This window comes from Halapricum salinum, from assembly GCF_004799665.1.
In the GTDB taxonomy this organism is placed as follows: domain Archaea; phylum Halobacteriota; class Halobacteria; order Halobacteriales; family Haloarculaceae; genus Halapricum; species Halapricum salinum.
The window spans coordinates 1,260,106-1,280,922 of sequence record NZ_CP031310.1; the positions used below are offsets into that span (position 1 = coordinate 1,260,106).

Annotated in this window: 26 protein-coding genes and 1 tRNA gene; 15 read left to right on the plus strand and 12 right to left on the minus strand. The window is 65.2% G+C overall.

The genetic code is table 11. The features are described from left to right. Positions 1-173 precede the first annotated feature (173 nt). Positions 174-701, plus strand: coding sequence for a Holliday junction resolvase Hjc (gene hjc / locus DV733_RS06285; RefSeq protein WP_049995560.1), 528 nt, complete (start codon positions 174-176; stop codon positions 699-701). A 94-nt stretch (positions 702-795) separates the two neighbouring features. Here hjc and DV733_RS06290 read toward each other — a convergent pair whose 3' ends face one another. Further along, positions 796-1,431 (minus strand): SWIM zinc finger family protein, encoded by a 636-nt coding sequence (locus tag DV733_RS06290; protein ID WP_049995559.1) that lies wholly within the window; start codon positions 1,429-1,431, stop codon positions 796-798. A gap of 157 nt (positions 1,432-1,588) precedes the next feature. Between DV733_RS06290 and DV733_RS06295 the strand changes: the two genes are divergently transcribed. Beyond that, a complete protein-coding gene (locus tag DV733_RS06295) occupies positions 1,589-1,792 on the plus strand; it encodes a DUF7472 family protein (protein WP_079979579.1) in 204 nt (67 codons plus the stop codon). Positions 1,793-1,801: 9 nt separating this feature from the next. Here the strand turns inward: DV733_RS06295 and priL are convergent, their stop codons facing one another. From priL to DV733_RS06310, 3 genes are all read right to left on the minus strand, one after another. Further along, positions 1,802-2,881, minus strand: a complete 1,080-nt coding sequence (gene priL, locus DV733_RS06300) for a DNA primase regulatory subunit PriL (RefSeq protein WP_049995558.1) — start codon at positions 2,879-2,881, stop codon at positions 1,802-1,804. 84 nt (positions 2,882-2,965) lie between these two features. Then, complete coding sequence (locus tag DV733_RS06305) at positions 2,966-3,577, minus strand: DUF7139 domain-containing protein (RefSeq protein WP_049995557.1); 612 nt, start codon at positions 3,575-3,577, stop codon at positions 2,966-2,968. A 322-nt stretch (positions 3,578-3,899) separates the two neighbouring features. Beyond that, the gene (locus tag DV733_RS06310) at positions 3,900-4,784 is read right to left on the minus strand and encodes a CBS domain-containing protein (protein WP_049995654.1); all 885 of its coding nucleotides are present in this window, start codon (positions 4,782-4,784) and stop codon (positions 3,900-3,902) included. A gap of 79 nt (positions 4,785-4,863) precedes the next feature. Between DV733_RS06310 and DV733_RS06315 the strand changes: the two genes are divergently transcribed. Genes DV733_RS06315 through DV733_RS06325 form a run of 3 tightly spaced genes read left to right on the plus strand, consistent with a single transcriptional unit; the run spans position 4,864 to position 8,059 of the window. Then, positions 4,864-5,916, plus strand: coding sequence for a molybdopterin-dependent oxidoreductase (locus tag DV733_RS06315; RefSeq protein WP_049995556.1), 1,053 nt, complete (start codon positions 4,864-4,866; stop codon positions 5,914-5,916). 42 nt (positions 5,917-5,958) lie between these two features. Continuing rightward, positions 5,959-6,927, plus strand: a complete 969-nt coding sequence (locus DV733_RS06320; protein ID WP_049995555.1) for a carbohydrate kinase family protein — start codon at positions 5,959-5,961, stop codon at positions 6,925-6,927. A gap of 52 nt (positions 6,928-6,979) precedes the next feature. Continuing rightward, positions 6,980-8,059 (plus strand): hypothetical protein, encoded by a 1,080-nt coding sequence (locus tag DV733_RS06325; RefSeq protein WP_049995554.1) that lies wholly within the window; start codon positions 6,980-6,982, stop codon positions 8,057-8,059. 22 nt (positions 8,060-8,081) lie between these two features. Here DV733_RS06325 and DV733_RS06330 read toward each other — a convergent pair whose 3' ends face one another. The 4 genes from DV733_RS06330 to DV733_RS17300 form a co-directional block, all read right to left on the minus strand. After that, positions 8,082-8,294 carry a hypothetical protein gene (locus DV733_RS06330; RefSeq protein ID WP_049995553.1) on the minus strand — a complete coding sequence of 71 codons (213 nt, stop codon included), beginning with the start codon at positions 8,292-8,294 and terminating at the stop codon, positions 8,082-8,084. A 122-nt stretch (positions 8,295-8,416) separates the two neighbouring features. Further along, positions 8,417-8,490 (minus strand) — tRNA-Lys (locus DV733_RS06335). A gap of 34 nt (positions 8,491-8,524) precedes the next feature. Next, positions 8,525-9,202, minus strand: coding sequence for a DUF7119 family protein (locus tag DV733_RS06340; RefSeq protein ID WP_049995552.1), 678 nt, complete (start codon positions 9,200-9,202; stop codon positions 8,525-8,527). Positions 9,203-9,252: 50 nt separating this feature from the next. Continuing rightward, a complete protein-coding gene (locus DV733_RS17300) occupies positions 9,253-9,396 on the minus strand; it encodes a hypothetical protein (RefSeq protein WP_170178695.1) in 144 nt (47 codons plus the stop codon). A gap of 310 nt (positions 9,397-9,706) precedes the next feature. On the opposite strand from DV733_RS17300, the gene DV733_RS06345 reads away from it, so the two are divergent. The 4 genes from DV733_RS06345 (at position 9,707) to DV733_RS06355 (ending at position 12,583) form a co-directional block, all read left to right on the plus strand. Beyond that, positions 9,707-10,045 carry a hypothetical protein gene (locus DV733_RS06345; protein ID WP_049995551.1) on the plus strand — a complete coding sequence of 113 codons (339 nt, stop codon included), beginning with the start codon at positions 9,707-9,709 and terminating at the stop codon, positions 10,043-10,045. Positions 10,046-10,135: 90 nt separating this feature from the next. Continuing rightward, positions 10,136-11,905, plus strand: coding sequence for a nitrite/sulfite reductase (locus DV733_RS06350; RefSeq protein ID WP_049995550.1), 1,770 nt, complete (start codon positions 10,136-10,138; stop codon positions 11,903-11,905). 163 nt (positions 11,906-12,068) lie between these two features. Beyond that, entirely contained in the window at positions 12,069-12,191 is a 123-nt protein-coding gene (locus tag DV733_RS17650) for a hypothetical protein (RefSeq protein WP_257217576.1), read from the plus strand. Further along, complete coding sequence (locus tag DV733_RS06355) at positions 12,191-12,583, plus strand: hypothetical protein (RefSeq protein ID WP_049995549.1); 393 nt, start codon at positions 12,191-12,193, stop codon at positions 12,581-12,583. Before DV733_RS17650 ends, DV733_RS06355 begins: the two co-directional genes overlap by 1 nt. Positions 12,584-12,587: 4 nt before the next feature. Here DV733_RS06355 and DV733_RS06360 read toward each other — a convergent pair whose 3' ends face one another. Beyond that, the gene (locus DV733_RS06360; protein WP_049995548.1) at positions 12,588-12,959 is read right to left on the minus strand and encodes a hypothetical protein; all 372 of its coding nucleotides are present in this window, start codon (positions 12,957-12,959) and stop codon (positions 12,588-12,590) included. Positions 12,960-13,202: 243 nt separating this feature from the next. On the opposite strand from DV733_RS06360, the gene rpl18a reads away from it, so the two are divergent. The 4 genes from rpl18a to DV733_RS06380 all read left to right on the plus strand — a co-directional run bounded on the left by rpl18a (position 13,203) and on the right by DV733_RS06380 (position 16,476). Continuing rightward, positions 13,203-13,376, plus strand: a complete 174-nt coding sequence (rpl18a, locus tag DV733_RS06365; RefSeq protein ID WP_049995547.1) for a 50S ribosomal protein L18Ae — start codon at positions 13,203-13,205, stop codon at positions 13,374-13,376. Next, positions 13,373-13,852, plus strand: a complete 480-nt coding sequence (pfdA, locus tag DV733_RS06370) for a prefoldin subunit alpha (protein ID WP_394346230.1) — start codon at positions 13,373-13,375, stop codon at positions 13,850-13,852. Before rpl18a ends, pfdA begins: the two co-directional genes overlap by 4 nt. A 7-nt stretch (positions 13,853-13,859) precedes the next feature. Continuing rightward, positions 13,860-15,149: a signal recognition particle-docking protein FtsY gene (ftsY, locus tag DV733_RS06375; protein ID WP_049995546.1), complete on the plus strand. Its 1,290-nt coding sequence runs from the start codon at positions 13,860-13,862 to the stop codon at positions 15,147-15,149. Between the two features lie 322 nt (positions 15,150-15,471). After that, a complete protein-coding gene (locus DV733_RS06380) occupies positions 15,472-16,476 on the plus strand; it encodes an arsenic resistance protein (RefSeq protein WP_049995545.1) in 1,005 nt (334 codons plus the stop codon). A gap of 252 nt (positions 16,477-16,728) precedes the next feature. Here the strand turns inward: DV733_RS06380 and DV733_RS06385 are convergent, their stop codons facing one another. The 3 genes from DV733_RS06385 to DV733_RS06395 all read right to left on the minus strand — a co-directional run bounded on the left by DV733_RS06385 (position 16,729) and on the right by DV733_RS06395 (position 18,709). After that, positions 16,729-17,364 (minus strand): bifunctional 4-hydroxy-2-oxoglutarate aldolase/2-dehydro-3-deoxy-phosphogluconate aldolase, encoded by a 636-nt coding sequence (locus DV733_RS06385; RefSeq protein ID WP_049995544.1) that lies wholly within the window; start codon positions 17,362-17,364, stop codon positions 16,729-16,731. A 35-nt stretch (positions 17,365-17,399) separates the two neighbouring features. Next, the gene (locus DV733_RS06390) at positions 17,400-18,251 is read right to left on the minus strand and encodes a hypothetical protein (RefSeq protein WP_049995543.1); all 852 of its coding nucleotides are present in this window, start codon (positions 18,249-18,251) and stop codon (positions 17,400-17,402) included. A gap of 83 nt (positions 18,252-18,334) precedes the next feature. Continuing rightward, the gene (locus DV733_RS06395) at positions 18,335-18,709 is read right to left on the minus strand and encodes a cupin domain-containing protein (protein WP_049995542.1); all 375 of its coding nucleotides are present in this window, start codon (positions 18,707-18,709) and stop codon (positions 18,335-18,337) included. Positions 18,710-18,770: 61 nt separating this feature from the next. Here DV733_RS06395 and DV733_RS06400 point away from each other — a divergent pair, with 61 nt between their 5' ends. Beyond that, positions 18,771-20,177 (plus strand): signal recognition particle protein Srp54, encoded by a 1,407-nt coding sequence (locus tag DV733_RS06400; RefSeq protein ID WP_049995541.1) that lies wholly within the window; start codon positions 18,771-18,773, stop codon positions 20,175-20,177. Positions 20,178-20,255: 78 nt separating this feature from the next. Next, the gene (locus DV733_RS06405; RefSeq protein WP_049995540.1) at positions 20,256-20,768 is read left to right on the plus strand and encodes a GNAT family N-acetyltransferase; all 513 of its coding nucleotides are present in this window, start codon (positions 20,256-20,258) and stop codon (positions 20,766-20,768) included. Positions 20,769-20,817: the final 49 nt, after the last annotated feature.

Sequence of the window (20,817 nt, forward strand, 5' to 3'; positions counted from 1 at the left end):
GCGGTCGCGCGAGTCACGACTCCGGGGACCATCACTGAACGTATCGATACTGACTGACCAGTTAGTCAAATAGCTTCTGGTCGCACGGCACGATGGCACACACCCACTCACACGGACGGGGTCTGGGGGCGAGGGAGTAGCCCTTAACACGCGGGCATGCCGACTGGAGAGTAATGGTAGTCTCGAACGAGAAGGGCGACCGACGCGAGCGCGAACTCGTCAACGCGCTGGACGAGGCGGGCTTCGCGGTAATGCGTGCACCTGCAAGCGGCAGCGCGACCGAGCGCGAACTGCCGGACGTACTGGCCGGTGACGGCGGGGACTTCTACGCGATCGAAGCCAAGTCCAGTAGCGGCGACCCCATCTATCTCTCGGGCGAGGAGATCGAAGCGCTCGTGTACTTCTCGCAGAATTTCGGTGCAAAACCCCGTGTTGGCGTCCGCTTCGACCGGGAGGACTGGTACTTCTTCCACCCCGGCGACCTCTACACGACCGACGGCGGGAACTACCGCGTCAAGAAAGAGACCGCCCTCGCGGACGGCGTCGACTTCGAAGAGTTCGTCGGCCACTCCGAAAAAGTGACCCTGAACGACCTCGAAGAGGACGAGGACGATGGCCCCGACCAGAGCGTCCTGGACGTGCTCTCGGCGTTCGAACGCGGCGATCTGGACATCGACGAGGCCGCCGCTATGCTGGAGTGACCGGCAGTAGCGACGCAGTCGTTTAAGTGCTTCTCGTCGCAATGGCTGATAGTGAGCCTTTTCGGGGACCCAGTTCTGTAGCCGTGGCTCTGGATCAGGCGTCCAGTAGTTGCTGGTCGGTCCCGGCCAGCCGCGAGTGGGGGAACGCGTAGACGCGCGGCGTCTCCCGGCGGACCGTCTCACCGAGGTAGCTCGCCTCGACGACGAGGTCCTCGTCCGGGTAGCCGGCGTTGGTCTCGTACTCTGAAACTGTGCAGTCGGCGCTCTCGACGACGTACTCGTCGGCGCGAACAGTCGTGACGCGGGCGACGGCGAGTCGGTCGCCAGTCTCGCGGTCCAGGACCACGTCACCGGGCTCGAATGTACACGCGCCACAGAGCGCGGGTTCGCCCGACGCTTCGGGGACGAACATCTCGACGCCACACTGCGCGCAGGTCGCCCGTCGTTTCCCGGGTGGGGGAACGCGGTGGCTGGTCACCTCGATGGCGACTCTGCGGAGGTGTTTACACCGCTCGCCGCGGATTTCGTGATCCGGGCAGGTACAGCGCCCATGGAGAAGGTCGACGACGTAGGTCGCGCCGCTCTGGCTGTCGACGGCGTAACGACCGGCACCGAGCGGGCGGACGGCCATCCGTTCGGTCCAGGCGCGGGCCGCCCGCTCGTCCATCGTCCGGGGGTCGGGTGCGAGTGCGGTCTTTCTACTGGAGGGGGTCGGGAGTGGATCGGGCATAACACATCTGACGCGGCTGGTTTCACGACTGCGTCCAGTCGAAACGTAGGTCCTGTAGATAGGTAAATCACTCGGTCAGAGGGGTACAATCGCACGACAGCGCGGCGACCAGCCGGTTCGACACGCTTTTCCGGGGGCGCGTCGGAATCTCCCGGTAATGGAGCGTTCAGACGTCGTCGAGATCGCGATCGCTGTCGGATCTGTCGGAGTGTTCGTCGGCGCGCTCGCGGTCGTCGGCTCGATGTACGGCACCGACAACAGCATCGCTGCCGACGGTGCGCTGCCGCTGGTCGGGGCGCTCGTACTGTTCGTCGTCGTGATGGCGCTCGCCGGCCTCTATCTGGCAGGTCAGGACTCCTGAGACGTATTCCTACCCTTCCTGGGCCTCGCGCCAGTCGGTGACGTCCTCTTCGTCGGCCTCGTCCAAGGCGTCCTCGTAGTAGGCCATCGGATGGGAGATCCGCTCACAGCGGTCGTCCATATTGACACAGTCGCCGTAGGACTGCATGGTGGCACACGACGGCGTCGAATATTCGGTGGGGCTAGACTCGCCGCGGATGTGATCGGTCTGATACCGGGTCATCTCCTCGCCGAAGCCGGGATTGATCTCGTAGAGTTCGACGATCTCGTCGGTGCTCATCCCGATCGACGTCAGGAAGGCCGTGATCGCAAAGCGCGAGTGGTGTTCGAGGTGTTCGCCCTTCTGGATCTTGTCCAGCAGCGCGCGCATACACGGCGGGAACAGGTCGGGCACGACGGTATCGATGTCCCGCGTGAGATCGAGTTCCGCCAGCGTCTCCCGTAGCTGGGCGACCTCCTCCTCCAGAGGATCGGCGATCGCATCGGGTACGTTCAGGGGGAGCCCCGACTCGACGCGGCGCTCGACGGCCCGCCGGCAGAGCACCAGTAGTTCGTCGTGGTCGACCGGGACTTCGCCACCTGTGAGCGTGCGATTGACCAGTCGCCACTCGTCACCCCACTGTCCCGCGGCGAGTTCGAGATACGCCCCCACCTCGACCCGGTACTCCTCTGCCTCTTCGAGCGGGCCGTCTTCGGCGCGAACGTGACCCAGCAGGTCGAACTCGGCAAGCAGATCACGCAGACCCAACGAGTCACCGCTGGTCGATTTTAATTCTGTGGTCGAGGCTAACTCCTCGGTAAATCGATCGTGAGCACTCGCGGCCTCCGCACGGGCGTACGACCGCGTCAACACCGCTTCGTCGACGATCGAGACGAGCACGCGAGCGACCGGATACGAGAGGAGTTCCACGCGGGACTGCCGGGCTGGCTCCCCGACCGTCCCGTCTTCGAGGGCGGCCTCGACGCGGGCGAGGCCCCGCTCGACGGCCGGATCGCCGCGCTGGACGACCGCCGCCAGATCGATCTCGGCGGCGTCGACGGCATCTCGGGCCGCCTGCATGAACGGGTAGCGCGCGTGCAGCGGCTTCATCGGTGCTCGGTTGCGTGCGCGCTCGAATAAACCCGACGGTCGCGACAGTACGACAGTCCCACCAGCCGATCCAAACGGAGGCGACTACTCGTTGAACTTCGACTCGATCTCTTTGATAACCTGGGTCTGTTCGCCGCCGTCGCCGCGCATCGCCTGCTTGTACTGGCGGTACTGATCCCGCGAGACCTTGACTGTCTTCGTCTCGCCCTGGCGTTGCAGTTCCATCCGAACCGTTCCCTGCGGATTGTTCCGCACGCGGTAACTGGCGACCGTCGAAAAGACCGATCCGAACGCCAGCACGGCACCAGCGAAATAGGTCATCGACGTCTCGAAGGCCATCGACGGCTCGGCGGGCGGCCACATCCAGGGGTAGGCATGCTGAAAGAGCGCGACGCCCGCCAGACAGCACAGTGCGCCGAGGACGACCCCGACGCCCTGTCGGCGACTCGACGGCAGGACGGCGACCACGCCGAGCAACATCGCGGGCACGCCCAGTCCGGCGAGGATCCCGGCCGGTTCGCGGGCCTCGTAGGTTCCGGTGAGTCCGAGGGCGTCGCCGAACGACGTCGCGACGATCGCGATGGCCAGCACGATGGCGACGACGCCGGCGACGAACGCCCCCGCGCCGATCGCGATCCAGCGCGGGTCCCGGCCGTTCCAGCGGTCGTCGCCGTAGGCCTCCCCGAGACTCGTCATGCCCGGAAGCACGGGCGCTTCCTACAAAATCACCCGTCAGACGAGCGCATGACAGCCACTTTTTCCTCTTCGGGTGTCCTCGCGAGCGCATAAAAGCGCTCGCTGCGGGCACCCTCATCGCAAAAACTTGGGGAAAAAGGCCGGAATCGCCTTGCGAGGGCGATTCCGGGGAAACGGCGACTGCGTCGCCGTATGCTCGTCACGACCGCACAGCACCGCCTCCACAACCGCATCGCTTCCGCAACCGCACTGCAACCGCACAACAGGCCTGCCCTTCCCCGGGTCAGGCGATGAAACGCCTTCCCGGCCACCGCCGCCGCAGTCAGCTTTCCTCGGGCAACGGATCGGCCAGCACCGTCGCCTGCCCCTCGACGACGGTCTCGCCGGCGTCGGTCTCCACGCTGGTTTCGAGTCGATAGCGACTCCGACCCAGATCCTCGACCACGGTACAGTGAGCGGTCACGCACTCGCCCAGTGAGACGGGGCCACGAAAAGTCACCTGCTGGGAGAGATAGATGATCAATCCGGGAAGACGGGCCAGCGCAGCGCTGATGAGCCCGCTCACGAGCGTCCCGTGGGCGATCCGCTCGCCGAAGCGGGTCTTCGCGGCGAAGTCGGCTTCGAGGTGGACGCGGTTGGTGTCACCGCTGGCGTCCGCGAAGGCCTGGACGTCCTCGTCGGTGATCGTCTTCGCGAAGGTGGCTCGATCACCGACCCCCAGCCCGTCCTCGGTCCCGTAACTCTGGAAGTACCAGTCCTCGCATTCGTAGGCGGTGTCCGGCCGGTAGCGGTGGCGCTGGGGTTCGACCGACGCTGTGGGCTCCATCGCGCCCGTCGAGACGTAATCCGCGAGGTCCGTCGTCGTGACGATCCCGACGAGTTCCCCGTCCTCGACGACCGGCAGCTTCGATACGTCGTGTTCGGACAGCGTCTCGGCGGCGACGGTGACGGTCGCGTCCGGTCCGATCGTCACCGGGTTCTCGCTCATCATCTCCCCGACGGAGAGGGTATCGCCGTCGCTGCCGGCCGCGAACAGCGCGACGACGTCGGTTCGCGTCACGATCCCAACCGGCCGCCCGTCTTCGACGACGACCAGCGATCCGATATCGCGGTCGCGAAGCCGTGTCGCCGCCTCGCGCGCGCTCACAGCGGCCGTGACCGTCTCGACGGGCCCGGACATGACCTCCCGGACGAGTGGGACGAACATACCGGGAAGTTCGGCGGCCTCGAAAAAGAACGTGTCCTCGACCCTGCCAGTCAAGCACATGGAGTCCCAAACGGGAGCGATGGGACGACTCGACGCCGTGACGCCGCCCGCGCGGGTGGTCGACCTGGGCATCCTCGTGTCCATTCTCGTCCTCCTGGCGACGGGCGTCGCGAGCATGTTCGCCGCGACGCCGAGCACCGCCTGGGTGTACGTCACCCACGGCGTCGTCGGCGTCACGCTCGTCGGCCTCGTCGCGCTGAAGCTCTGGCGCGTCCGCCGCCGCGTCCGCGCGAGACCGACCGGCGTCTGGACGTCGATCGCACTGGCTGTCCTCGCACTCGCCGCACTCGCGACTGGGATCGCGTGGGTGTTCGGGCTCGAACTCGATCTGGGATTCTGGGGGCTGCTCAACGTCCACATCGCGCTGGGGCTGCTCGTGGTGCCGGTTCTCCTCGTCCACCTCCGACGACGTTTCGCGCTCCCCGACCGGGAGACGGTGACCGACCGCCGGACGGCTCTGCAGATGAGTGGGCTGCTCGTCGGCGGTGCGGTCGTCTGGCGCGCCCAGCAGTCGCTCAATCGCGTGCTCGACACCGCGGGTGCACGCCGGCGATTCACGGGGTCGCGCCCGGTCGAGGGCGAGTCGGGCAACGACTTTCCGGTGACGATGTGGGTCGCCGACGATCCCGATCGGGTCGACCTCGACACCTGGTCGCTCCGTGTGCGAGGGCGAGTCGACGAACCGTTCTCGCTCGACGCCGAGGACCTCGCTCCCGAGAGCGAGACGCGCGCACTGCTCGATTGCACCAGCGGCTGGTACGCCGAGCGCGACTGGCAGGGCCTCTCTGTCGGCGATCTGCTCGAGGCGGCCGACGTCCGGGGCGACGCCGGCTGGGTCCAGTTCCGCTCGGTGACGGGCTACAAGTGGAGCCTCCCGATCGAGGAAGCACGCGAGGCGCTGCTGGCGACCCACGTCGACGGCGAGCGCCTCACCCACGGCCACGGCTTTCCCCTCCGACTCGTCGCGCCCGACCGGCGGGGCTACCAGTGGGTCAAGTGGGTCGAGGAAGTGCGAGTGAGTCGGAGCCGCGATCTGAGTGAGTCGGTCGCGATCTTCGTCAGCGGACTGTAGTGCAAGGGCAAGGTCTATTGATCGAATCCTCGAAGCACGGGTATGAACGACTCGCGCGTACTCGTCGCCGGTGAGGCACTGATCGACCTGTTTCCTACGAGTGAGGGCCCGATCGCAGAGGCCGAGACGCTGAAACGGGAAGCTGGCGGCGCACCGGCCAACGTCGCCGTCGCACTGTCGCGGCTGGGCCATCCCCCATTTCTGTGGACCCGACTCGGCGACGATCCCTTCGGCGAGCACCTCGCGTCGGTCCTGACCGCAGAAGACGTCCGCGAAGATTTTCTGGAGCGGGACGACGACCGAAAGACGGCCCACACCCTCGTGGGAGAAGACGAAACTGGCGACCAGTCGTTTACCTTCTTCGCCGACGAGACGGCCACCTTCGCGATGGAGCCCGACACCGTCGACGACGAGACACTGGCCGAAGTCGAATGGGTCCACGCCGGCGGCGTCTCACTCTTCACCGAACCCGCACGAACGGCGACGCTGGACCTGCTCGAACGAGCGAACGAGCACGGCTGTACGGTCTCGTTCGACCCGAACACGCGACCGGATCTCTGGCCAGACGAGACGGTGCTGGTCGAGACGCTCGAACGGGCGCTCGGCATCGCTGACGTGGTCAAGACCGACCAGGAGGACCTGTCGGTGCTGGTCGAGGCGGCCGACGAAGACGCGGTCGCGGAGGCCGTCCTCGACATGGGGCCACACACCGTCTTGCTCACGCGCGGCGGCGAGGGCGCGATGGCGCGTGCGACAGCGGACGCGCCGTGGGGTCCGGCCGAAGCCGAGTTCAAAGGCTACGACGTCGACGTCGTCGAGACGACGGGCGCAGGCGACGCCTTCGTCGCGGGGACGATCACCGCGCTGGGCCTCCAACAGGTCGGGCTGGCAGAGGCGCTCCGGTACGCCAGTGCCGTGGGCGGCCTCGCGACGACGGCGACCGGCGCGATGGCAGGGTTGCCGACGGCAGCGGACGTCGAGGCGCTCGTGGCAGGCGACCACGGGGAGTAATTTCAGTACCGAAAGGTAACGGTTATAGGCCGGCGCTTCCGACGACACGAACATGCAACGACGCGCTGCGGCGGCCTATTTCGTCCTCTTCATGGTCATCAGCGCGGGTGCGTACGCCTATCTCGGGATGGCAGAGCAGCCCCAGATCGACGTACCCGGCGAGACCTACGCGGTCGACGACGAACTCACCGTCGGTGACCAGACCTACACGGTCGACTCGATCAGCAACGGCTCCGGCAGTCTGACGTGGGGTACCTCCGACGCGAGATACACGGCGACGCTCGCGAACAACTCGACGGTCTCCTGGCAGGCCGTCTCCTGGGAGGATCAGCGAATCGATTCGACGACGCTCGAAAACGGCACGACTGTCGAATTCGACGGGAGCGACCACCAGGTGCTGACGAACGTCAGTGCCGATCCGCCGACGATGCGACTGGTGAACACGACCAACCGCTCGATGGTCTCGACCGTCGAACGCGGCGGGACGGTCACGTTGGCAGTCGACGGACAACCCTATCTCGACGCCACGCTCACCGACGTCACCGCCCAGGACGCGACTCTGCGATGGGGCAGTGACTATCTCGTGACGATTCCCAACGAGACCGGCGTCGATCCAACCACGGCGTCGCTGATCCAGCAGCAGAACGTCACGCGGATTCTCGGGATGGACACCGACGTCCGAGGCACGCTCGGGACGAACCCCGACGGTTCGCAGTTCGTCGAGTTCGAAAACGGCACGCAGGTCCTGCTCAGCGAGTACCTGCCCGATCCCGAAGTCGAGACGCTCGAAGAAGGCGGGACGCTCCAGTATCAGGGCAACGAGACGACGATCGGCAACATCACGACCGCCGAAGTACCCCTCGAGTGGCGGGGACCGAAAACGTTTACCAGAAGCCTCTCGGAAGGTAGCTCGGTCGAGCTGAACAACGAGACGTACTTCGTGCACTTCCCGAGCGACTCGACGGTGAAGATCCTCGAAAACACCACCGAGAACTACGAGGCCTACCAGTCCGATCAGAACAAGATCGACAAGTACAACGAGCGCAAGGCCGGCCTCTGGGCGGTCGTCATCATCAGTCTGCTCGCGGGCCTGATCCTGCTCGCGACGGCGTATCTGCCAGTCAGAGACTGAATTGCTCCGCGGAACGCGCTTTTTATTCTGTTTGTCGACTCAGCCAGATCAGTCCGGCACCGACACCCATCGTCGCCAAGACCCCGAGTATCTGGACGGCCGACGCCGCCAGGTCGCCGTTGGTCGCCCACGGCATCCCGACGAGGGTCCCGAGTCCCATCAGGACGAGTAGCCCGCCAACGGCCGTCCCGAGCGGTTCGAGTGTGTCCGCGAATCGTGATTCGGTGTTGCTCATACCTGCGTTCTCGACACACGAACCCCTAAAGGAACCGGTTTGTCACCCATGAGAATCTTCTAGGAAGACCACTACGGGCCGGTCGGGAGTGAGCGCTCACGATTTGTGAGCGCCAGAGTGAGCGGGCCGGATGGGAATTGAACCCATGACCGTCTGGTTAAAAGCCAGACGCTCTGCCTAACTGAGCTACCGGCCCTCACCTACGAGTCGGACGGTCACCGCTTAAGACCTTACGATCGGTCGTCGACCGACTGCAAGGCCTCGGCGACGATCTCCCCGGGGGCCGTGTCCTCGGTCGACGACTGCCGTCGTAACTCTAGATACGTGGTCGGCGGCAAATCGAGCGTGAGTCGACCCAGCGTCTCGCCGGTGAGATCCCTGAGCGCGCGCTCGACGCTGTCGCCCTCGTTGACGCGGCTGGCGACCGATCGTACCTGCCGGACGGTCAACTCGTGATCGAGCGCCGCCCAGGCGAGCAAGAATCGTGACTCGCCAGCGACGCGAGCGATGTGTTTGGCCGCCGTGGGAGCGATCTCACCGCGGGCGACGTGCCGGCGAATCGACCGCGGCAGGTCGTGCACCCGCGACCACTTGCGGATGAACGCGACTGTGGCCTCGCCGCCGGCGCGCTCGGCGGCCGCCTTGTACGATCCCTCGCCGCGAACCAGCGCCGCACAGGCGGCCGCCCCGCGGAGCATGTAGACGTTGTCTGCGTCACCGGCGGTGTTCTCGGCGAACGCCCGCACCGTGTCAGCGGCCTCGGCGACGCTGTCGGGATCGTCGGGGTCGAATCGGACGGCCTCGTCGGGTTGCTGGCCGGTGATGCGCGGATCACCGCGGATCACGGGCTGTCCGACTGGTGACTCGCGGTCGGCCGGCGGCAGATCGTCTGGCCCCTCAGCAGGCATTACTCGTGGTATGGCGTTGGCTGACCAAAAGTACCTCGCCGTGTACTCGATCAGTCGTCCGCGGCTTCACGGTTCTCCGAGAGGTGCTCCCAGATCTCCGTGCAGCCGCATCCGTCCTCGACGTCTTCGAGGTGTTCGTCTACTTGTTCGTCCCGGGTCTGGGCCTCGTCGTGGACCTGTGTGTTCTCGCTCATCTTGTTCCTCCACCAATCGAGCACGGCGGACCGCAACGCCGAGAGAGGCCGGCGCACACTCCGTCGCTGTCTCGATCTGCTGTCACTCCCCCATACAGGCCTCCCCATCTTAAGGCCGCCTTCCCCCGTAATCCTGTCCCCGACTCCCTCTTCGGGGAGGGTATTGCCGGTACCGGTGACTGTGCGAGAGAATCGCGCGGTCCGTGCTAATCCATCTCATACACCGCACGACGGAGAGCGAGTCGAAACGATCCGGCGAAACGTGGGCAGGTCGAAGGACTCACCTGCCCGGAGGATCTAATGAGATGTAATGACGACGGACGTTCACCAGCTCGACGACGGGGCCTGGATCAGCGTCAACGACTCGCGGGAGGTGAACGTCAGCGACCTCTGGCTGCTGGCGCGAAGCGACTTCTGCGGGTGTGAACCGACTGATTTCCTCGCCGAAGGGTTCGTCGAAGTCGGGATCGACTACCCGAACATCGAAGCGCGAATCGCTGGCATGTGTATCTCGTGTGGGACGAGCGGCGTCAGCGACTGGCTGACCGTCGGACGTGTCATCGACCCCGAAACCGGTGAATTCCATCCAGTCACCTTCGAGAGCGCCCACGTACCGCGAAAGCGGACCCGACTGGCCGACGCAGAGTAGCGGCAACATATGTCTCCTTCGGCGAGAGGTGGGGAGGATTGACGCCAAGACGGGTGGTATATGGGTGGGGTTCTAGAAGCGGTAATACGAATGCCAACGAAGGTCGAGAAATGGAAAGACGAGGTGTACGGCAACGAGATCCGTGATCACCTCATGCGGTTTGCCGAGGAGGGTTGGGACGCGATTCCGGACGAGGAGCAGGACGCGTGGTTCGAGCGCTTCAAGTGGTGGGGCCTGTATCACCAGCGCTCCGGGCAGGAATCGTACTTCATGATGCGCATCGGGACACCGAACGGTGTCATCGAGCCGGGGCAGCTCCGTGTTATCGGCGAGGTTGCAAAGGAGTACGCCACCGGGCCAGCCGACAACCCCGAGTTCGGCGACGCCTACTGTGACTGGACAACCCGACAGTCGATCCAGCTCCACTGGATCAAGCTGGAGGACATCCCGGAGATATTCGACAAGCTCGAATCCGCGGGACTGTCGACCCAGCAGGCCTGCGGTGACTCCTGGCGAAATATCGTCGGCTGTCCCGTCGCCGGCAAGGACAAACACGAGCACGTCGATTCGTGGGACGTCGCCGAGAACCTGCACAACACTTTCAAAGGCGACGACGACCACGTGAACCTCCCGCGAAAGTGGAAGGTTGCCGTCGCCGGCTGTGACGAGGGCTGTGCGCAGGGCGACATCAACGACCTGGCCTTCGAGCCCGCCGAGAAAGACGGTGAGATCGGCTTCAACGTCCGTGTCGGCGGTGGCCTCGCACGGAAAGAGCCGCGCTTCGCCCGGGATATCGACGTCTGGGTGCCCAAAGAGAAGACCGCCGAGGTCGCCGGCGGCCTCTCGGCGCTCTTCCGTGATTACGGCGACCGGGACGACCGCTTCAACGCCCGGATCAAGTTCCTCGTCGACGAGTGGGGCCCCGAGAAGGTTCGGAAAACCCTCCAGGAGGAGTACGTCGACTTCGAACTCCCGACCGCAGGCGAGGACATGCGTGACGAGTACACCTACAACACCGGGACGCAGGACGGCCACAACGACCACGTCGGCGTCCACGAGCAGAACGACGGCAACTACTACGTGGGCCTGAACGTCCTCGTCGGTCGGCAGGGTGCCGACGACGTGCTGGAACTGGCCGATCTCGCAGAGGAGTACGGTTCCGGTGAGGTCCGGCTGACCCAGCGTCAGAACATCATCGTCACGGACATCCCCGAGGAGAACCTCGATGCGTTCCTCGAAGAGGATCTGCTGGAGGACTACTCCCCGGACCCGAGTCCCTTCATGCGTGGTTCGATCGCCTGCACCGGGACGGAGTACTGCTCGCTGTCGATCGTCGAGACGAAGAATCGGCAGGTTCGCTACGCCCGCTGGCTGCGCGACAACGTCGAGCTTCCCGAGGACCACGAGGAGTTCCACATCCACCTCTCGGGCTGTACGGCCTCCTGCGCCCAGCCCCAGATCGCCGACGTCTCCCTGCGCGGCATGAAGACCCGCAAGGACGGCGAGCCGGTCGAAGCCCTCGACATCGGCCTGGGCGGCGGCCTCGGCGACGAGCCCCGGTTTGCGGACTGGGTCGAGATGCGCGTGCCCGCCGACGAGGTCCCCGGCGCGATCAAGAACCTGCTCGCGAACTTCGAGGCTGAGCGCTCCGAGGACGAGACCTTCCGTGACTTCGTCGCGCGTCACGACGAAGACGAGCTGTCGGAATTCATCGAGCCCGAGGAGACCAGCTACGAGGACCCGTACATGCACAACACCAAGCAGACGTGGTACCCCTACGCCGAAGGCGACGACTCCATGGACGCCTCGCCCGCGCCGACCGACGGCGAGGGCAAGCCGCTGAAGCCCGCCGACGACTAAACCAGAAAGCCCTCGCGAACCGCTGGCGCGGTTCGCTCGCCCTTTGCATGTCCTCCAGAACCGCCAGCGCACGCGCCGCGGTCGCGGCGCGGCCCATAAGGGCAACGCCAGCGCTTTCTGTAGTCGGGCGCGGTTTGCGCCCGACGATTCCCCACACCTCCCCATGCGCGCAGGATGGAACCTGCGCGCTGGCTTCCTGACCGCGGCCGCACTGACCGCCCCGACCGCGTTCGGCTGTCCCCACCGTCACAAGACCAAAGTAACTTCCGAGGAACACATCTCCTGATGGCAGACGATAGACGGTCGATCCACTCGATAGTGGTCCAGAGCGGGCTGCTCGTCGGATTACTCGCGGCCAGTACCGCGACCGTGACAGCCCAGATGCAACAGACCGAACCGCCCGCGGTCGAGGTGCCGATGGAGACGATGGTGCTGGTCGGTGTAATCGCCGCGGTCGGGGCCTTCGTCGGTGCGTTCCTCGCGAACTGGTACTGGCGCGGGAAGGGCACTAGCGGACGACAGACACGACAGTCCGCGCCACAGCGAACCGCGCGGGGCCAGCAACCACCACAGCAACGCCAGCAGGCGAACAGACAACCATCGCAGACGGGTCAGCAAGCCCAGAGACAGCAAAGTGGCAGTGGACAACCGGACGGCAGTCAGCAATCCGGGCCCTAAGACGTCACTCGACAGTGGCGCGATACCCGGAGAGAAGCGCTCGGCCGACGCCGACGAGCCACGCGGCGACGACACCCACCAGAAGCAGTCCCATAAAGACGTTCAGTCGGGGCGTCAACAGCGAGTCCCAAACGAAGCCATAGCCGAGCGCGCCGACGCCACCACAGAACGCGAGCCCCGCGACGATCCAGCGTGGCCGAGACTGATTCTTTCGGGCGAGGATCGCCTGTGGAATAGCGACGCCGACGATAGCGAAAATCGCCGTCTCGACAGGTGTCAACCCGGTAAGTGCCGGCCCCCGGACAGCAACCATCACAGCCCCGGACAGGACGATCGCGGCGGCGATCCCGCCAGGAATTACTCGACTTCTATTCATGAAATAAAGTTTTCAGGGACCTCTCATAAACGCTTCTGCCTTCTCAGCTGCCGAAACAGAAACGCAGCCACCAGCGTACGCGGCGCTTGAGCCGCGTTTCACGGGACCGAGCGGCTTCGCCGCGAGGTCCCGCTTTTTCGCCCACGTTTTTGCCGGGGATCGAGCGATCGCGGAGCGAGCGCGACGCCCCCGGGAAAAAGGTGGATGGGAAGATTCTTCCCGCTCGTGCTCCACCGTCCGGACATGAGCACGTTCACTGTTCGCGGCTCGTTCCAGGCGCGGGACGGCCCGCAGCCCTTCGAGAAGGAGATCGAAGCACCGAACGAAAACGTCGCGACCGAGCACACGCTCGCCGAGTTCGGCTCGAAGCACGGGCTGAAGCGTACACAGGTCGAAATCGACGAGGTGGAAGCATGATGGGCGGTGGCGGCGGTGGCGGTGGCGGCGGCCAGATGCAGGAGATCCAGCAGGCGATGCAGGCGCTCGAAGAGGAGAAAGAAGAACTCGAAGGCGAGGTTCAGGACCTCCAGACCGAGAAAGCCGAGACCGACGAGGCAATCGAGGCCATCGAGACGCTCGAGACCGGCTCGACCGTCCAGGTCCCGATCGGCGGCGGCGCGTACGTCCGCGCGGAGATCGAGGACATCGACGAGATCATCGTCGGGCTCGGGGCCGACTACGCGGCCGAGCAGGAGCAGGACGACGCCATCGACACCCTCGAGACGAAGAAGGAAGCCATAGACGAGCGCATCGAGGGCGTCCAGGAAGAGATCGCCGAGATCGAATCCGAGAGCGAGCAACTCGAAGAGCGCGCCCAGCAGATGCAACAGCAGCAGATGCAGCAGATGATGCAGCAGCAACAGCAGGCCGAAGAGGAAGGCGGCGACGAGTAGAGCGCCGATGTTCGACGGACTGAAGGAGAAACTCGGCCGCTTCAGCAAGGACGTCGAGGAAGACGTCGACGAAGAGGCGGTCGAAGAAGCCGAGGCTGAACCCACCGACGCGGAAGCGCCGCAAGCCGCTGCTGCCGACGCCGGGCCACAGGAAGAGGCTGCCGCCGAGTCGACTGCCGACGCGGAGCCCGGTACGGATACGAAACCGGCCGCGGCGACTGCCGAATCGGAGGGCGGAACCGAGACTGCCACGGAAGAGCAGGCGGGCGAACCAGTGGCCGAATCTGGGCCCGGGGCCGAATCGGTCCCTGCCGAGGCGGAGTCGGTCGAAGCGTCCACGAGCGTCGAACCGGATGCGGAATCTGCCGCGCAAGCCGACGAAGAGTCAGCCGAGGACGCCGACGAAGACGATGATCGAGGTCTCGCAGAGAAGGCCAAACTGTTCGCGACCGGCAAGACCGTCATCGACGAGGACGACCTCCAGAAGCATCTGGACGACCTCGAACTCGCGTTACTGCAGAGCGACGTCGAGATGGGCGTCGCCCAGGAGATTCTCGACGGCGTCGAGCAAAATCTGACCGGCCAGACCCGGCGGCGACTCTCCTCAACGGGCAATCTCGTCCGGGACGCGCTTCGGGAAGCGCTGTACGACGTGATCAGCGTCGGACAGTTCGACTTCGAAGAGCGAATCGCACAGGCAGACAAGCCGGTCGTGATCATCTTTACCGGCGTCAACGGCGTCGGGAAGACGACCTCGATCGCGAAACTGTCACACTACCTCGACCAGTGCGGGTACTCCTCGGTGCTGGCAAACGGCGACACCTACCGCGCCGGGGCCAACGAGCAGTTGCAGAAACACGCCGAGAATCTCGACCGGAAGTTCATCTCCCACGAGCAGGGCAGCGACCCGACGGCGGTCATCTACGACGCCGTCGAGTACGCCGAGGCCAACGGCGTCGACGTCGTGTTGGGAGACACCGCAGGTCGACTGCACACCAACGAGGGCCTGATGGACCAGTTGGAGAAGATCGATCGCGTCATCGGCCCGGACATGACGCTATTCGTCGACGAAGCGGTAGCGGGCCAGGACGCCGTCAACCGCGCTCGGGAGTTCGACGAGGCCGCCGAGATCGACGGCTCGATCCTCACCAAGGCCGACGCCGATCCCCAGGGTGGGGCGGCGATCTCGATCGCCTACGTCACCGGCAAGCCGATCCTCTTTCTGGGGACCGGCCAGGACTACCCCGACCTCGAACGGTTCGACCCCGAGGCGATCGTCGACCAGTTGCTGGCATAACGCGGCTGCAGTCGAGATCCCGCCCAGCTTCTGTGTGTAGATAATACATTTCCGGTTGTCAGTGGGTGCCGCAACTCGATCCAGTCGTTTCAGCGCCTTTCGAATCCAGACCGTTCTTCGCCTGTCTTTCCGTGGAGTCACGACTCGAATCTGCCCCTCCAAACCGGTGTAGTTTTGTGCAATAGGCCCAATTCTACAATAACATGGGAACCCTCAGTCGAGTGCGGCAGTCGGACGGTGTCGAGCCAGCGGGCCGACGGGCCCGGAGGCGTGACTCACGGCGGACCGGCGCCCCGGCAGGGACGCCGGGGGGAGAGGACCGATGATCCGGGGCGTACTGACGGGTTTCAAGCGGAATCTGCTCTACGTCGTCATCGGGTCGCTGGTTGCCGGGCTCGTCTTCGGGCAGTTCGCCGGGGCCGAGACGAAAGCGGGGCTCCAGCTGGCCGTTGTCCCCGTATTGTTCCTGATGGTGTACCCGATGATGATCAACATCGATCTGCAGGAGGTGCTACACGCCCGCAGACACGCGCGGATCGTCGGGTTGAGTCTCCTGCTCAACTTCGGGTTCGCGCCGCTGGTCGCTGTCGGTCTCTCGCGAGTGTTCTTCGCCGGTGACGTCGGCTACGCGATCGGGTTGTACTTCATCGCGCTGATCCCGACCTCCGGGATGACGGCCGCCTGGACGGGACTGGCCGGCGGGGACCTGGAAGCGGCACTCGTGGCGATGGCGGTCAACCTGCTGGCGGCAATCGTACTCTTGCCGGCGTACCTGTCGGTGCTGATCCCCGGGAACGTGGGCTTCGATCCGACGGTGCTGTACCGACAACTCGCCCAGGTCGTCGTCGTCCCGATGGTCGCGGGGACACTTACCCGGCGCGGACTGATCAGACGATACGGTGGCGAGGGATTCAAACAGTTGAAGCCGATCTTCGGCGGCCTCAGTTCGCTCGGTGTGATGCTCATCGTCTTCATCGCGATGACGATGCGGTCGACCGCGATCCTGGCCGATCCCCTCGCGTCGGCTGGGACGACCGTGCCGCTCGTGGCCTTTTACGTACTCGTGCTCGGCGGGGGCGCGGCGCTGGGCCGGTTGTTGCTGGACACCGAACGCGGTGTCACACTGGTGTACGCGACCAGTATGCGCAACCTCTCGATCGCCCTCGCGATCGTCGTCGCCGCCGACACGCTGCCGACGAGTGCCGTGCTCCCGATCGCGCTCGCGTACGTCATCCAGCCACCGCTTGGCGCATTCTACATGCACTACAGGCGGGACGTCGTCGATCGCGGACTGTCGCTCCGTGACGCAGCCAGGCAACTGGGATGACATCCTCCACGCCGGGTTGCGGGACCGAACCCAGCGCTCGCGAGGCAGACCACTGGCCGCAGAGCCGGCAATAGTTGATCGAAGACGTGACGGGTGGCGGTATTCGCCGTGAGAGGGTGCTTGAAGAGAGCGGGAAATAGACACACAGTTATGGAACGACGATCGGACAGACAGATCGACACCGACCCGGAACTGGTCGAGGACGGGCCCGAGACCGACGACGCCGTCGACCCCGAGCAACTGACAGCCTGATTACTCGCGAGCGTCCTCGACGGCGTCGACGAACTCGCGTGCATGCGCTTCGACGGCCTCGTAGTCGCCGCGTTCGACGGCGTCGTAGTCGATCAGAGCGCTGCCGGCACCGACGACCGCCGCGCCCGATTCGAAGAAGGCCTCGACGTTGTCGGGGCCGATCCCCCCGGTCGGCATGATCGGGACGTCTCCGAGGGGACCGGCGATCGCACCCAGATGGCCGGGGCCAACAGTCGACGCGGGGAAGATCTTGAGCAGGTCCGCGCCGGCCGCCATCGCGTCGGCGGCCTCGGTCGGCGTCATCACGCCGGGGCCGACGACGACGCCGCGACGGTTTGCAGTACGGACGACCTCGGGGTCGAGATGGGGCGAGACGACGAACGCCGCGCCGGCCTCGATGACGCGGGAGGCGGTCGCGGGGTCCATGACCGTGCCGGCACCGACGAGTACGTCGTCGTCGACGGTGGGAGCGAGTTCGGCGATAGTCCCGCTGGCGTCGTGAGCGTCGGCGGTGACTTCGAGTGCTGTCACGCCGCCGGCCTGGAGCGCGGCGGCGACCTCGGGCATGGCTTCGGGGTCGATGTCACGCAGGACCGCGACGACGCCACTGTCGAGCAGCCGGTCGAGTGTTCGCATGGCTGGTGCTGGGAGCGACCGTCCAATAAAACCCCCTACGAATCGAGCGAGGTGTTCCCACGAGCGAGCGTTCGTTCGACCCAGGACGGCCGCGGGAGCGTCTCGACGTCGGTCGTGACCGAGTAGCGGTAGGCCGTCCGGAAATTGCCGGCGCGCGTGAGCAACGTAAACTCCAGTCGGAGATCGGTCACCAGCCCGTCCGGGCGAATCGTCGCGACGAGCGTCCCGTTGGTCACGCCGTTGTGTGTCCGCTCGGCACTCGACCCGAGCAGGCCGCGGTCGTCGCTGGTCGCCCTGACGCGATAGCGGACGCCCTTGGCCGTCTCGGTCCGGTCGATCGCCTGGACCTGGCTGTTATTGAACCAGACCCCGAGTGTCGAGGTCCTGGCCAGGTCGAGCGGTTCGTCGGGGCGCGACGACGAGGGAGAGACAGTCCGGGCGATCCCCTCGGGGACGTCGGCGAACTCGACGGTGTGGGTCCCGTTCGACCAGGTTCCGTACGTGTACCCGACCGAGTCGTTGGTGTAGCGAGAGAACACCGTCGGCTCCCCGGTCCGGACGACGGTCTCGGTGGCGAGTCGCTCCTCACTGGAGATCGGTTCGCCCCGTGACTGGAACCCGTAACTCCGGTTGGCGACCTGCCAGCGGCGGGCTTCGAATCGAACCGCTGCGCTTCCGTTGTCGAGGGCGCGCTCGTGGGCCGCGACGAGCGCCACCGGGTCGAGAACGTCCCGCTGGTGATCGACTCCGGGCGGTCCGTCGAAGCCGGACGGAACGGACGCCGGTGTGACCGTCTCGACCCCGTCGCCGCCGCTGTCGGCGTCGAACGGCGTCGTACAGCCGCTTAGCACGACCAGGACGGCCAGCCCGAGTACGGCCCGGCGCATACCCACCGTAGAGGGAGCGATCGACAAAGCCGTGTTGGTGGCTGGCACGGGTGGTACCAGATCGCGAGACACGAGCGTCGGAGTCAGTCGTCGGGATCGAAGGGGATCGCCGGGTCCGACCGCGGTGCGCCGACGCCGAGGACGGTCACCGGCTCCTCGGCACGCGCGGGGTTGTACGCCCGGTGGGGGCTGTCGGGTTCGGCGACCAACACCGACTCGGACTCGACGACGTACTCCGTCTCTGGCGTCTCGACATGCAGCGTCCCCTCGAGGACGTAGAACGCTTCCTCGCGGAGTTCGTGGTAGTGGTACTCCCGGGCGAGTTGCTCGCCCGGAGCCATCGTGTAGCGGGCGAGATGGAGGTTCGCCAGCCCGGACGCGCCGGTGATCGAGCGCCGATCGCAGTGGTAGTCCTCGGTCGGTTCGAGTTCGTCGGGGTCGACGACGCTGTAGCCCATATCCGTTCCAGCGACGCCGACAAAAAGGCTTTACCGGCCCAGTCGCGTACCACGTAGCAACATGGTACTCGACGATCTCGGAAAATCTCTCCGCGGGGCCCTGGACGATCTCCGGGGCAAGTCCCGCATCGACGAGGAAGACGTCGACGCCGTCGTCAAGGAGATCCAGCGATCGCTCCTGCAGGCCGACGTCGACGTCGACCTCGTCATGTCCCTCTCGGACAGCATCAAGTCCCGCGCCCTCGACGAAGAACCACCGCAGGGCACCTCTGCCCGTGACTGGGTCCTCCGTATCGTCTACGAGGAACTGGTCGAACTCGTCGGGGAGTCGACGGACCTCCCCTTAGAGAACCAGACGATCATGCTCGCCGGCCTCTACGGGTCGGGGAAGACGACCACGGCTGCGAAGATGGCCTGGTGGTTCTCGACGAAAGGCCTGCGGCCAGCGATCATCCAGACCGACACCGACCGACCAGGCGCGTACGACCAGTCCAAGGAGATGGCCGACCGCGCCGAGGTCGACTTCTACGGCGATCCCGACGAGGACGACCCCGTCAAGATCGCCCGCGAGGGTCTGGAAGCCACCGAGAGCGCCGACGTTCGGATCGTCGACACGGCCGGTCGAGACGGCCTCAACGAGGAACTGATCGCCCAGATCGAGCGCATCGAGCAGGAAGTGAACCCCGATCGCAATCTCCTGGTGCTGGACGCCGCGATGGGCCAGAGTGCGAAGAGTCAGGCGCGGGACTTCCAGGAGGCCATCGGCATCGAGGGCGTCGTCATCACCAAGCTGGACGGCACAGCCAAAGGTGGGGGCGCACTCGCCGCCGTCGACGAGACCGACTCGACCATCGCGTTCCTCGGGACCGGCGAGACGGTGCAAGATATCGAGCGCTTCGAGCCGGACGGCTTCATCTCCCGGTTGCTCGGGATGGGCGACCTCAAACAGCTGACCGAGCGCGTCGAGCGCGCGATGGAGGCGACTCAGGACGAGGACGAGGACTGGGATCCCGAGGACATGATGGAGGGGGAGTTCACCCTCTACGACATGCAAAAGCAGATGGAGGCGATGAACAACATGGGACCGCTCAGTCAGGTCATGGACATGATCCCCGGGATGGGCGGCGGGATCATGGATCAACTCCCGGACAACGCCATGGACGTCACCGAAGAGCGCATGCGTGACTTCCAGGTCATCATGGACTCGATGACCGAGGGAGAGATGGAGAATCCGAGAGTTGTGGGCAAATCACGCATCGAGCGCATCGCCCGCGGCTCCGGGAAACCGGAAGAGCGAATCCGTGAGTTGCTCGAACAGCACAAGATGATGGAGCGCACCCTGAAGCAGTTCCAGGGCATGGGCGACGCCGACATGGAACGCATGATGAAACAGATGCAGCAGGGCGGCGGCGGCGGTGGCGGCATGGGCGGCATGGGCGGCGGTCCTGGTGGGCCGTTCGGGGACTGAAATCCCCGTTTTGACGGATCGGAGCCCGCAGGTACGGGGTACGCAAATTTTTACGGACAGTCCCGTCCCAGTCGAGATATGACGAATGGAGAACTCGCTATCAGGCGGTTTAGTCCCGGTGACGGTGAGCGGATTCAGGAGTTGAACGAACGTGCGATGGCTGAGACGCCGGAGTACGTCACTGGCGCACCTGAGGACGACTTGCAAGCTGTTCCGAGCCACTATCTGGACGGATCGGGCGAGTTTCTTGTTGGCACTGTCTCGGGGACTCTTGTCGCCATGGGCGCGTACACGACTCTGGACGGGTGGAAAACGTCGTTTTTCGACAGCGAGAGAACCGCCGAACTCACTCGGATGCGTGTGGACCCGGAATGGCAGGGTAAAGGGGTCGGAACTGCCGTCTACTGCGAGTTACAGCGGCGCGCACGGACTGACGGATACCACCGATTCGTCCTTGACACGGGTTCGGCGAACGAACGCGCACGACTGTTCTACGAACACCACGGTTTCGAGTGTATCTCCGAGGAAGCTGTCGAGTTCGGGGACCTGACGCTCGACCTCGCGCTGTACGAGAATCGATTCGTCGATTGAGTGGGGAAAATTCTCACCTCGGCCACGCTCAGACGCCGTTCAGGTGATC